10 protein-coding genes are annotated in these 12083 nt (G+C 67.9%); 1 reads left to right on the top strand and 9 read right to left on the bottom strand.

All coding sequences use genetic code 11. The features are described from left to right. From WBA11_RS11225 to tssB, 8 genes are all read right to left on the bottom strand, one after another. On the bottom strand, positions 1-1643 hold a 1643-nt coding region (locus tag WBA11_RS11225; RefSeq protein ID WP_424520777.1), incomplete at its 3' end, for a type VI secretion system Vgr family protein. Between the two features lie 4 nt (positions 1644-1647). Continuing rightward, positions 1648-4530: a type VI secretion system ATPase TssH gene (gene tssH / locus WBA11_RS11220; protein ID WP_424520776.1), complete on the bottom strand. Its 2883-nt coding sequence runs from the start codon at positions 4528-4530 to the stop codon at positions 1648-1650. An 87-nt stretch (positions 4531-4617) separates the two neighbouring features. Next, positions 4618-5661 carry a type VI secretion system baseplate subunit TssG gene (gene tssG / locus WBA11_RS11215; protein ID WP_424520775.1) on the bottom strand — a complete coding sequence of 348 codons (1044 nt, stop codon included), beginning with the start codon at positions 5659-5661 and terminating at the stop codon, positions 4618-4620. Next, the gene (tssF, locus tag WBA11_RS11210; RefSeq protein ID WP_424520774.1) at positions 5658-7430 is read right to left on the bottom strand and encodes a type VI secretion system baseplate subunit TssF; all 1773 of its coding nucleotides are present in this window, start codon (positions 7428-7430) and stop codon (positions 5658-5660) included. Before tssF ends, tssG begins: the two co-directional genes overlap by 4 nt. Positions 7431-7467: 37 nt before the next feature. After that, positions 7468-7878 carry a type VI secretion system baseplate subunit TssE gene (gene tssE / locus WBA11_RS11205; protein ID WP_424520773.1) on the bottom strand — a complete coding sequence of 137 codons (411 nt, stop codon included), beginning with the start codon at positions 7876-7878 and terminating at the stop codon, positions 7468-7470. A gap of 52 nt (positions 7879-7930) precedes the next feature. Next, entirely contained in the window at positions 7931-8404 is a 474-nt protein-coding gene (gene tssD / locus WBA11_RS11200; protein WP_424520772.1) for a type VI secretion system tube protein TssD, read from the bottom strand. 94 nt (positions 8405-8498) lie between these two features. Next, positions 8499-10025: a type VI secretion system contractile sheath large subunit gene (tssC, locus tag WBA11_RS11195; RefSeq protein ID WP_424520771.1), complete on the bottom strand. Its 1527-nt coding sequence runs from the start codon at positions 10023-10025 to the stop codon at positions 8499-8501. Between the two features lie 28 nt (positions 10026-10053). Beyond that, positions 10054-10572, bottom strand: coding sequence for a type VI secretion system contractile sheath small subunit (gene tssB, locus WBA11_RS11190; protein ID WP_424520770.1), 519 nt, complete (start codon positions 10570-10572; stop codon positions 10054-10056). Between the two features lie 231 nt (positions 10573-10803). On the opposite strand from tssB, the gene WBA11_RS11185 reads away from it, so the two are divergent. Then, positions 10804-11406 (top strand): M91 family zinc metallopeptidase, encoded by a 603-nt coding sequence (locus tag WBA11_RS11185; RefSeq protein ID WP_424520769.1) that lies wholly within the window; start codon positions 10804-10806, stop codon positions 11404-11406. Positions 11407-11555: 149 nt separating this feature from the next. On the opposite strand, the gene WBA11_RS11180 is transcribed toward WBA11_RS11185, so the two are convergent. Next, positions 11556-12083: type VI secretion system domain-containing protein (locus tag WBA11_RS11180; protein ID WP_424520768.1), on the bottom strand; the 528-nt coding region annotated here is incomplete at its 5' end.

Here is a 12083-nt window from a genome sequence, read left to right as displayed (position 1 = left end):
ACGTTGAGCTTCTGGTCGCGACCGACCGTGTGCTCGTTGTCTCGCCCGACCTCCTCCTTCTGGTCACGACCGACGGACATCGTCTCGTCCTGCCCGACTGTCTGGGTCCGATTGGTCCCGACGTGATTCTCTTGATTGTCGATGATCTCCGACAAGTGGTCCTTCGTCGCGCGGAGGTAGACCAACTCCGAGCCCTGCGTGTCGTCGAAGGTGAGCTCGTTCTCGCCCCACGTTCGCCACACGTTCTGGGCGGCGTTGTCGCTCGTGACCGGCGAGTCGTAGGTCGGGTAGTAGACCGTCGACAGGCCAACGATGCGGTCCACGTTGCCGTCGACGCAGGCCACGACCATCTCGGCGTCCTTGTGGACGGGGAAATGCTGGCCGTAGCCCGGCCCCGTGTAGGGCTGCGCCAGGCGGACGGGCTTGGTGGCCTGGGCGTCGCCCTCGTCGCCGAGGTCGAAGGGGAAACGGACGCGGTAGCGACCTTGGTCGTCGACGGGCGCGTAGGTGCCGCCGGCGCTCTCGACCTTGGCCGTCAGCACGCCGGGGAGCTTGGGCTCGGGCGTGAGCCGCGGGGGACGGTAGGGGACCGACGCGGCCACGGCCGTGAACTCGTTCTTGTACCCGGCTCGGCTTTCTCCACCGGATCCGAGCACGTTGGCCTCCGCTCCGGTGTGGGTGACCTGGGTGATGAGGTAGTCCTGGTTCAGGTCGCCTCGGAAGTGCTCGTCGAGGCCGAACCGGAACCCGGTGCGGAGCCGGAAGCAGTTGCTCGCGCCCTGCATCACGAGCCGTCCCGACTCGATCTCTTCGTTGCGGACCTTCGTGAGCCGGTCGGCCCGGCCTTGGTCCGTCACGTGGATCATCGAGTCCGACGAGATGCCGGTCGCGGCCACCGCGTCGATCTCGGAGGTCGCGACCAGGGCCTCCGCCGGCGTCCGGTAGTTGTAGTCCTTGGTCTCCGTTTTGGCCGTGACCAGCCGGCGGTGGGCGACGAACGACTGGACCGAGTCCGTCTCCGTCGAGCCCTCGAGGTTGTACGGGAGCAGGTCGTCGCCCTCGATGGGGCCCGCCGTGCTGGCGTCGTCGCTCAGGACGAGCGTCTCGGAGCCGCCCTCGTGCCTGAACCAGTACCGGACGCCCTCGAACTCCAAGAGGCGCTGGACGAAGTCGAGGTCGGTCTCCTTGTACTGGGTCGTGTAGTCGCGTGGCTCGTAGCTGTCGGAGAGGTTCCACTCGTGATCGACGCCGGCGTCCTCGAGGACGGACGCCACGATCTCCTCGACCGTCAGGTCCTGGAAGATCCGGCTCTGGGTCGAGAACGAAAGGCGCCAGAGCCGGGGGACGAGGACGATCCGGTAGAGGTAGTAATGGCGGTTCTCCCACCGCACCTGGTGGCGTTGCACGAAGTGCTCGACGATGCCCGAGAGCTCGACCGGGCCGTCGTCGCCCCGCGCGATCGTCAGCGTCGCGGGCTTGTCGATGACGTCCTCGAAGTCGATCTCCGCGTCCTCCGAGGCCAGCTCGATCTCGAACCGGAAGGGGCGCGAGATCGTCTCGGTCCCTGAGAACTCTGCCACCCGGAACGTGTCTGGGGGCAGGGCGCTGCAGGTGAGCTGGTGGCGGACGCGGTAGCTCTCCATCGGGTCAGGTCACGGGATCGGGGGCGTCGTCGGCCTCGGTCTCGTCGGTGGTGGTGGGATCGGTGCCGGCGTCGCCGACGCCGACGTCGTGGCTCTCGAGGACGGGCTCGGCCGCATCGGAGTCGTCCTCGACGGGCGTCTCGTCCTCGGGGTCTGCGGAGGCCTCGTCCTCGATGGGGGCGCTGCTCGGTTCGGTCGTCGGCTCGGCCTCGAGAGCCGACAGGCCGGCGGAGCCGACGGCCCCGTCGCCGCTGGCGCGGGCGGCCTCGAGGTCGGACAGCGAGTCGTAGAAGGTATAGGTAAAATTCCCCGACTCGTCCAAGCCGAGCTCGAGGGCGGCCGGCAGGTTCTCATCGGCCAGGCGGGCCAGGAGCGCGCGGCTCGCGTTCGGCAGGACCGTCCGGTCGATGATCGCGTCGATGTTGCGGGCGCCGGCGTCGATCGTCGTGCACCGGTCGGCGATCTCCTCGACGACGGCGTCGGGGTAGACGAACCGGATGCCGTGGTTCTCCTCCAGGCGCTTGTTCACCTTGTTGAGCTTGAGGCGCGCGATGGCCCCCATCGCCTCGCGGTCGAGGCTCAGGAACGGGACCACGTTCATGCGGCCCAGGAGGGCCGGCTGGAAGTGGCTCGCCAGGGGCTCGTGGATCAGGTCGCGCAGCTCGTTCAGCGTCGGGGCCTCCTCGGCCATCGAGGCCTGCTGCACGAGTGCACTGCCCACGTTCGAGGTGCACAGGATGATCGTGTTCGTGAAGTCGACCTCGCGGCCCTCGCCGTCGCGCAGGATGCCGCGGTCGAAGACCTGGTAGAACATCTCCATCACGTCGATGTGGGCCTTCTCGACCTCGTCGAGCAGGACGACGGAGTACGGGCGCTGCCGGACGGCCTCGGTCAGCACGCCGCCCTCGCCATAGCCGACGTAGCCGGGAGGCGAGCCCTTGAGCTGGCTCGTGGTGTGGCTCTCCTGGTACTCGCTCATGTTGATCGAGACCAGGAACCGCTCGCCGCCGAACAGCAGCTCCGCGAGCGCCCGTGCGGTCTCCGTCTTGCCGACGCCGGACGGGCCGGCCAGCAAGAACACGCCCAACGGCGCGTCCTGCTTGCGCATCCCGGCCTTCGAGGTCCGGATCGCGTCCGAGATCTCGGTGAGCGCGTTGTCCTGCCCTCGGATCCGGGAGGTCAGCCGCTCTTCCAACTCGAGGAGCATCTGGGCCTCGTCCTTGACCATGTCCCCGATCGGGATGCCGGTCCAGTCGGCGATGACCTCGGCCACGACGCGCTGTCCGACCTCGGCGTGGACGAGGGGGCCGTTCTCGTCCTGCAGCCCGGAGAGCTGGGCGTGGAGGTCACGAACGCCCTCGGGCGCGGCGCCGCCGACGAACGCGGCGTCCTTGCGGGCGGCCTCGAGGTCGCGGGCGACGGCCTGCTCCTTCTGCCACCGCTCCCCCAGAGCGGCTTTCTGCTCCGTCAACTCGTCGCGTTCGGCCTCGAGGTCGGCGACGTTCTCGTCGGTGCCGAGCCCGGCGGAGACGTCGCGCTGGATGGCGGTCAGCTCGGTCTCGACCTCGTGCAGGCGCCGGCCCACGTCGTCGAGGGCGGCAGGCGTCGCGTCCTGGGACATCTTGACGCGCGCCGATGCGGTGTCCAGCAGGTCGACGGACTTGTCGGGGAGCTGGCGGCCGGACAGGTAGCGGTCGCTCAGTTCGACGGCGGCGCGGACGGCCTCGTCGGTGATCTGGACGTTGTGGTGCTGCTCGTAGCGGTCGCGCACGCCGCGCATCATCACCACGGCTGTCTCGACGTCGGGCTCGTCGACCTTAACCATCTGGAAGCGCCGGGCGAGCGCCGGGTCCTTCTCGATGTGCTTCTTGTACTCGCTCCAGGTCGTCGCCGCGACCGATCGGAGCTCGCCGCGCGCGAGCGCTGGTTTGAGCATGTTGGCCGCGTCGCCCGTCCCGGCCGCGCCACCTGCGCCGACCAACGTGTGGGCCTCGTCGATGAACAGGATGGTCGGACGGGGCGCGTCACGGACGGCCTCGATGACCGCCTTCATCCTCGACTCGAACTCGCCCTTGACGCCGGCGCCGGCCTGGAGCGACCCCAGATCGAGGGCGGCGATCTCGGCGTCCTTCAGGCTGTCCGGCACGTCGCCGGCCACGATGCGGAGGGCCAAGCCCTCCACGACCGCCGTCTTGCCGACGCCCGCCTCGCCGACCAGGATCGGGTTGTTCTTGCGACGCCGAGACAGCACGTCGATCACCTGGCGGATCTCGCGGTCGCGCCCGAAGATCGGGTCGATGCCGCCGTCCCGGGCCTGCTGCGTGAGCGACTCCGTGTACAGGTCGAGGGCCGTCTCGCCCTCGCCTCCGCCCGCGGGGTTGAGGCGCGCTGAAGATCCCCGACTCGACGCCCGGTTCTCCTCCGAGCCGTCGACCAGGTCGAAGAACCGGTCGCGCAGGTCGTCGGCCTTGGCGTCGCCCATCGCGTCGCGCGCACTCGAGGTCGCGAAGGCGTCGGCTTCGAGGTAGGCCTCGAGGAACGCGCCCGATCGGATCTCACCGAGCCCGTGGTGGACCGAGCCCGCCACGAACGCCCGTTCGATCAGGTCGAGCAGCAGGGGTGAGAACGCCGGCCGTCCCGCGTTGCCCGTCTTGTAGCGCTCGATCGTGTCCGTCAGCGCCTTGCCTACGCGACCCGGGTCGGCGCCCATCCGCGACAAGGCGAGGGGCGCGTCCCCGTTCCCGTCCTCCAGCAACTTGAGTAGCACGTGCTCGACGGTCACCTCGTAGTGGCCGCGACCGACGGCGAGCCCCGCCGCGCCCTCGCGGGCGCGCGTCATGGGGTCGTTGAGCTTCTGGAGCAGGCGCTTGACGTCTTTCGAGATCATGGGTGTTGGGGGTTGAGCCGGTAGCGGAGGGGGGAGACAAGCGCGAGCGGGCTCGCTAGGACGTACGGGGTTCTAGGAAATCGAGGATCACGCGGCGGCATAGCGCACGCGCCGTTGGACCAAGGGAGTTCGTGGTTTGCCGAGGTGGGCGTTGCGACCGAGTCGCGCACTGTCACCATCGCCCAGTTTGAGCGGCGGGGCCTCCTCCGCAATGAGGTGGAGCTCGACGTCGTAGTCGAGCGTGTCCGAGGTGTAGAGGCGGACGAGCGACGCCACGCGCCGGGCGCCAGCTTGGCCAGGCAACAGGTCGCGGAACGCTCCGAGGCCGAGCGGGCCGATCTGGAGCCGGAACATCCCGGACTCGTCGTAGATGGTCGCGCCCACGACCGCGTCGATGCCAACTCGTGCCGTCCCGAGGGCGGGGCGGTCTCCGAGTCGGACGCGCCGTGGCACGTTCTCGATAACACGGACCCGAAGCCCGGTCGCATGTTGGATGAGCGCGCGCAGGCCCTCGGCGTTGCGCGTCCAGGCCGAGAGCCGGGCCGCGAGCGGGAGTAGCTCGGCGGTCTCCGCCGCGACGGCGTCGGTCTCCGTGATCCCGCTGAGCGCCGCCGCCCTAACCGCGTGGACGTCCCGTCGCCCGACTCCGCCCCGAACCTCGGGCCGATACCGCGCCCACGCCCGCCATAGCTGCGCATAGGGACGGTGCCCCAGAAAATCGAGGAAGTCGCGCAAGGGCGATTCCGACTCGGTCCCCGGCGAGACGCGCTCGTGGAACGTGGTCGGGAGGGCGGCATCGACGCCGAACAGACCTCCGAACCCGACGTGCATCTCCGCCGGTTCGTCCCGCCCTCGAGGACGGACGCGCCGCACGTCGGACGCGGGGAAGACCGACGCGGGATCGGGGATGATGCGGACGGCCTCCGTGCTGGGCGACGGCCCTCCGACGGTGTGCGGACCGCCGCGCGCCGCCGCCATCAGCCGAACGGCCTGGAAGAACTCGAACTCGTACGCCCGCTCGTGCAGACGGGCGGTGACGTCCTCGAGGGCGGCTTGCTCCAGCGCGGCCGGCGTGCTCGGCGGCGAGGTCTGTGCGTCGGCCTCGAGGGCGAGGGGGTCGCGCTCGGTCATACGATCGGGCGCTGGCCGCGGTCGGGCGTCCACGTCATCGTCCGGCCCGAGGGGACAGTCTCGACGGTCAGGTGCACGAACGCGTTGAGCGTGGCGTAGAGCGATAGGAACTCGCTCATCACCAGCCCGAACAGAGCCAAGTCGCCGTCGTCGGCAAAGTGGCCGTCGGTGACCTTGATGGTGACGTGGGCTCCGCGTCGCAGCGCACCTCGGTTCATGACCTCGGTGGGTGCCCAGCTTACCTCGCGGATGCCCCGGCGTCGGCGACGGCTCGCCTCGGTGTCGGCCCAGTCGTAGAGGTCGAGCAGGCCGGTCACCGCCTCTTGCGTCGCGACGGACCCGTGGCTGAACGACCAGTGCGCCAAGAGCGCCCACAGCAGATCCGGATGCCGATCCATCGGCGGGCGCCGAATCATCGAGGGCCGGTCGAGGTTGGCGACCGTCGCAATCTTGGGGGCGTCGGGCGAGAGCCGGTCCACCATGCCCGGCTGGAGCATCTCGTACGGGAGCGCGCCGTTCGTGCACCGCATCGCGACGGACAGCGTCTCGGGGACGGGGGCGCCCGCATCGAGGTCGGGACCGGCGAGCTGGAGGTAGAGGTCCGTCCCCGGCGTGGCGCCCGACCGCCGCAGCACGTCGAAGCTCCGCTCCGCGTTCGAGGACAGCCCGGCCGACCGCGCGTACTCGCGCTTCCGTGCCGTCCCCTTCTCGACGCCGACGACGCCCTCGACGTCGTACGCCTCGATGCTGCGCCGCTGGCGCAGGCTCGGGATGACGCGCTGCTCGGCCCACGTGTGCTCGGCCAGCATCGGCTCCGCGTCGTGGTCGAACAGGTTGACGGCCGGCGTGCAGTGGAGCTTGACGTGTTCGGTCAGGATCTGGCGGTCCTCCGGGTAGGGCCGGTCGAACACGACGTCCACCGCGAACCGCTCCGCCTCGGGGTCGACCTCTGTCAAGGCCTCGAGGCCGACCAGCTCGACCTGCCAGAACTTGCGGCGGAACAGGAGCATCTCCTGCAGGAGCCGCAGGCCGGAGGGCAGCGCGTCGTTGTGGGGCAGGAGCCCGTCCTCGGCCTCGAGGGCGGCCGGCTGGACGCCGTTCTGGCCTCGGACGGACGCGACCGGCGGCTCGCCCCCGCCCGGCCTCGAGGTCAGGGTCTCGCCCGTGCGGACCTCGACGCGCGTCACGTGCCGCGTCAAGAGCAAGTGGGCCGTCGAGGCCACGCTGCTCTCGGCGTGCAGGAACAGCCGCAACCGCGACAGGTCGACGGCGCTCACCGGCGTGCCCTTGGTCAGGCTGAACAGGAGCCGCATCCGGCTCGTCTTGTCCGGGTCGTACCGCAGCTCGACGGACTCGAGCTCCATCGGGTGCAGCCGGACGTCCTGCGCGGTCTGGAACCGGATCGGGACGCGCTCGGGTCCGATCCGGTCGGTCAGGACTTCGATACCCCGAGGGAGCGTCGTGGTCTCAGGGACCATCCCCGGCTTCGGCGTCAGCTCGAGGATGCAGCACGACGGGAAGGGCCGCAAAAAGTGGGGGTACAGCAGGCCCACGAGGCGCTGCGTGTACTCCGGCAGGTCGTCGTCCAAGCGCTCTTGCACGCGCGACGACAAAAACGCGACGCCCTCGAGAAGCCTCTCGACGTAGGGGTCGCGGTCCTCGAGCGCATCCAGGCGCAACATGCCCGCTTGCTCTGGGTGCGCCTCGGCGAACGCTGCCCCCCCTTCGCGGAGGTAGCGGAGTTCGCTTTCGTAGTGGCGGAGCAGCATGGGCGCGAAGGTCTCCGCTCGGGCCGTCGCAGGGACGTTAGCCGGCGGGGCGGACGTGGGCGGCTTCTTGGGACTCGAAGACGGTCTCCAGGCGGATCCGCTGTCCCGGCGCGATCTCGCCGCTGATGATGAACGTGGTCCGCATCTCCTGGGCATCCAAGCCCTGGGTCTCGACGCGGACGCGGTTGAGGCGTGGCTCGTACGCGATCACGGCCTCACGAAGTCGGACGCGGAGCCCCTCCGTCGAGGTCGGCGCGTCGCGCTGAATCGAGGCGAGGTCCGGGAGCCCGTAGTCGGGCAGGTGCGGCACCGACCCCTGGCGCGTGTTGAACAGGCGCTCGAGGTTGCCGACGACGCTCTGCAAGCGGTGCTCATCCCGAGAGACCGACTCGACGGGGATCGTCCCGCCGAACCGGCCCTCCAGGATGTCGAACAGCGCGAGGTCCACACACGTGGGGGCTCGCCCTCGAGGTCTCGGCCTCGAGGGCGAGCCGTTCGGTCTACGAGTTCGGCGTCAGGATGTCGTCCTCGGCCTCCAAGGAGCCGTCGGCCCACAGGAAACTGATCTTGCCGAAGTGGAACGAGATCCCGAACGAATCCGAGGGCGAGCCGGCGCTCATGCCCCAGTTGATGCTCGAGATGTGGGCGCGCTCGATGGTCGTCGTGAGGAAGATCTCCTCGGCGCCGGTCACGTCGCGGTTGTAGAACGTGAACTCGACCGTCGTGAACTCCTCCGAGTTCGTCGAGGCGTTGATGAGCGGGACGAGCGACTTGTCGGTCACGCAGCTCAGCGAGACCTCGGACTGATGGTGGCCGCCGCCCTGGATCGCGCCCTGGGTGATCGACCACGGGATCATGACGCCGTGGGAGACGGAATCGAGCTGGACCAGGTCGGTGCGGCCGTCGGTCGCGACGGAGCCTTTGATCTGGCCGGACTTCGCGCCGGTCGCCTTCATGTAGATGGATGTAGCCATTGTATTGGTGTTCTTGGTTTGAGTGTTTGGGTGGTCCGTCCTCGAGGACGGACCGGGTCACGGTCCGTCTCACGCGGTCGCGTGAGGGGACACGCTACTTTTTCGGCATCTTGCCGACGAGCGAGAGGCTGACGTCCATGCCCTCGATCTGGAAGTGGGGGAGGATGGCCGTCTGGACGCGGAAGAACCCGGGGTTCTCCTCGATCTCAGAGACCGTCACCGACGCCGCCTTGAGCGGGTACTTGGCGATCGTCGAGGCCGACGGGTTCGCCATCTCGGTGACCAGCCCCTTGAGCCAGCGGTTGAGCTCGCTCTCGATGGTCACGGCATCCTTCGTCGCGCCGATGTTCTCGCGCTGGAGCACCTTGAGGTAGTGCGCGATCCGCGACGCCAGGAAGATGTACGGCAGGCGGCTGTTGATCCGGCTGTTCGCCGTCGCGGCGGCGTCGTCGTAGAGCTTCGGGCGCTGGGCCGAGTTGGCCGAGAAGAAGCACGCGAAGTCGCGGCCCTGGTAGTGCGAGAGCGGCATAAAGCCGAGGTTCGCGGCCTCGAACTCGAGGGTCTCCGAGATCGGGACCTCGGTCGGGATCTTGGCCTGCTTGCCCTTGCCGACGTCGTACAGGTGGACGGGCAGGTCGTCGACCTTGCCGCCCGACTGCGGGCCGCGGATCTGGACGCTCCAGCCGTCGCGCTGGAACGCCTGCACCATGTTGCTCGCGAACGAGAACGAGGCGTTGCCCCACAGGTACTTGTCGTGGTCGTCGCCGACGACGTCCTCGGAGTAGTTGAACGTCTTGGCCGGGAGCGTGTCCTGGCCGTACGGGAGCCGCGTCAGGAAGCGCGGGAACGTGAGCCCGAGGTAGCGGGAGTCCTCCGAATCGCGCAACGCGTTCCACTTGGTGAAGTCGGTGAGCTCCATGTAGGCGGAGAGGTCCGGGATCTTCTTCCACTCCTCCATGGACTCCTTCCCGAAGAACTTCGGCCCGACGGATCCGATGAACGGGGCGTGCGCCGAGGCGGCCACCTTCGAGATGTCGCTCAGGAGCGCGACGTCCTGCGGCGACGCGTCGAACTCGTAGTTCGAGACGATCGCGGAGTACGGGTCGGCGCCCGGCTGGTCGTACGCGTTCGTGTAGACGTGGCGATAGAGCGCGCTCTGGATCAGCTCCGGCGCGTCCTCGAAGGACTCCCGCAGCGTCTCCTTGGAGACGTTCAGGAACTCCATCTTGACGTTCTTGCGGAAGTTGGTCCGGTCGACCAGGAACTTCAGCCCGCGCCAGGCGGACTCGAGCTTCTGGACCTCCTCGTTATGGAGGATCTGGTCCATCTGCGCGCTGATCTTCGCGTCGATGTCGGCGACTAGTCCGTCGACCAGGAACTTGTCGATCTTGACGAGTGGGGCGTCCCGGGCCGCGACGGCGTCGATGAAGACGCGGAGCGCGGCGGACATCATGCCCCCCCGGTCCTGGGCGCCGAGCGTCTCGGCGTCGCTGAAGTCGTCGACGCTGACAGCCGAGCTGGGCTTAGCGACGTCAACTTTCGAGAGGATGGAGTCGAGGAGGGAGCCCTCTTCGGTGGTTTCGGCGGCAGCGCCTTCGGTCTCAAGCTGGCCCTCGGCCATATCGGTAGTGGGATTGGGTGAGTGGGGGCTACGCGTCGTCTCCGTCGGCTTCGGCAGCGTCGTCCTCGACGACGGCTCCGAGCTCGGCGAGCAGCTTCGCACGAGCGTCGTCGTCCTTGATGACGGACTCGATCTGCTTGCGGAAGTCGGCGGCGGAGATCAGGCGGTTGCGCAGGTCCTGGAGCAAGTTGCGAGCCGCGAGCAGCCGGGCGACCTCGGGGACCTGGAGCGCGATGGCGTCCGGGGAGAACGACTTCATCGAGTCAAACTTCAGGTCCACGGCCAGGTCGCCCTCGCCCGTGAGCGCGTTGGGGACCGCCGTCTTGACAGCGACGTCCTGCGACTTGAGCACGTCCTCGAAGTTGTCCTTGTTGAGGTTGAGGACCTCGCGCTCCTCGAGCGGCGTGCCGTCCTCGCGGTTGGTGAAGTCGCCCATGACGAGCATCCGCATCGGGAGCTCGACTTTCTCCTTGGCGTCGCCCTTGGCGACCTCGAGGAACAGGTTGACACGGGCGGGCGGCTTCTCGTGCTGAAAACTCTGGGACATCGCGGGTGAGTCTGAATGGGGAAAGGGCGTCTGCTATGGGAAACAGGAAACGAAGTCGAAGACCGTCATTCTCGTTGAGCCGAGCGCCATCTTTTTTCCTTCGGTCAGATTCCACTCCGGCAGAGGCTTTCATCTTTCCGTGAAGGCGTGACCCAGTCGGAGGGATATTCCTGTAGTAAGTAAATGAAGGAGGACGCTTTCTGCGCGTCGTCCCTCTTGCTGAGAGAAGCCGTGCGCTTCGAGCTTGCTTTAACCTCGATACACCCCTCGACCATGCCGAAAACGATAGAGACCCCAATCGCTTCCTACCCCAAGATCGCCGTTGAAAAGAGCGACGAGTCTCCGTACTTCCACCTAACTGTCAGGGATGCTCTGACGAGGATTAACTCGAAGACTGCGGGGAAAGCACTGCTCCAGACCCTCAATGATGCCAACCCGGCCGGAGGGGGTACAATCGCGAGGTTCAACGGCCACAATGTCATTATTCAGCGGGCTAGCACAACGAAAGAGAGCGTTGGAGAAGTTGGATTGAGCGGCGGAAACAAAGCGGTTGCCATCTCGGAGGAGAAGTCGAAGATCCCTGGCTCTGGATCCAAGTCCGTGGTGTTCTGGCACCCGAACTCGTATTCAGTTCCGGGCCAGGGAGGGCGCCCGATCTACATCGCGCTGGCCCACGAGCTTGTCCACTCCATGCACTACGCAGAAGGAACCCGGAAACCGACGGTGATGGACGAGGAGCACTTCACAGTCGGCCTAGACCCCTACGACGGCATGCCGATTTGTGAGAACTCGATCCGAGCGGAGCACAACGTTAAGCGGAGAATGTTCTACTAGGGCGCCCCGACCGTGATGAGGGTCTGTTGAGTGCGAACTGGATTACTTGCACCCCCATCACGAACTCCTGCCCGACTTCTCGAGACCGGGGACCTCGCTTCCCGGAAGAGCGCGTAGCACTCGAGGTCAGCATCGGCCCGTTTGACCATTTAGGCAGGCGCCTTCGTACTACGCATAGCGTGGGCTGGGTCGAGCCGCGTCAACCGCGCGAACGCGTCGTCGGCCTGGGCGCTGAGGGCCTGGGCGCGCTCGGGCGTCTTGGCTGTCGCAAGGAGCGCCGAGGAGCAGGTGTAGAGCGTGCGTAGCGCCCTCGAGGCCGTCGCCGGGTCCCACACGTCGAGGCGATGAAGCCGGATGGCCTCGTCGGCACCGTCGAGCAGGCCGAGCGCGACGTCGGGACGTCCTGAGCCGAGGCACAACTCGGCGGCGGTGACGGTCCGTTCGAAGCGGTCGCGGGGCGCGCCGGCCTCGGCCATGAGTGCCGAGACGGCGCCCGGGACGTCTCCGCCGGAGGCTTTCTCGCGCGCGTCCTTGACGGCCTCCTCGGTCGCCGGGCTCAGGCCTCCGCCTCCACCGCCGCCGCCCTCGTCGGACGACGCGATCTTGTCGAGCCAGGCGATGGTGAGCGGGTCGGCGAAGGGCGTGCCGCCCAGGAAGGAGAGTGTGGGTAGCGCGGG

It is taken from the genome of Rubrivirga sp. (genome assembly GCF_049648075.1).
Classification (GTDB): domain Bacteria; phylum Bacteroidota; class Rhodothermia; order Rhodothermales; family Rubricoccaceae; genus Rubrivirga.
Note: the sequence above shows the minus strand (reverse complement) of the source record. Positions and strands in the feature narration are given on the sequence as shown.

Bases quoted from the DNA above. Each gene is read 5' to 3' on its own strand.
- tssB (WP_424520770.1), bottom strand. From the start codon at position 10,572: ATGTCCCAGAGTTTTCAGCACGAGAAGCCGCCCGCCCGTGTCAACCTG.
- tssF (WP_424520774.1), bottom strand. From the start codon at position 7,430: ATGCTGCTCCGCCACTACGAAAGCGAACTCCGCTACCTCCGCGAAGGG.
- tssH (WP_424520776.1), bottom strand. From the start codon at position 4,530: ATGATCTCGAAAGACGTCAAGCGCCTGCTCCAGAAGCTCAACGACCCC.
- tssG (WP_424520775.1), bottom strand. From the start codon at position 5,661: ATGACCGAGCGCGACCCCCTCGCCCTCGAGGCCGACGCACAGACCTCG.
- tssC (WP_424520771.1), bottom strand. From the start codon at position 10,025: ATGGCCGAGGGCCAGCTTGAGACCGAAGGCGCTGCCGCCGAAACCACC.
- tssD (WP_424520772.1), bottom strand. From the start codon at position 8,404: ATGGCTACATCCATCTACATGAAGGCGACCGGCGCGAAGTCCGGCCAG.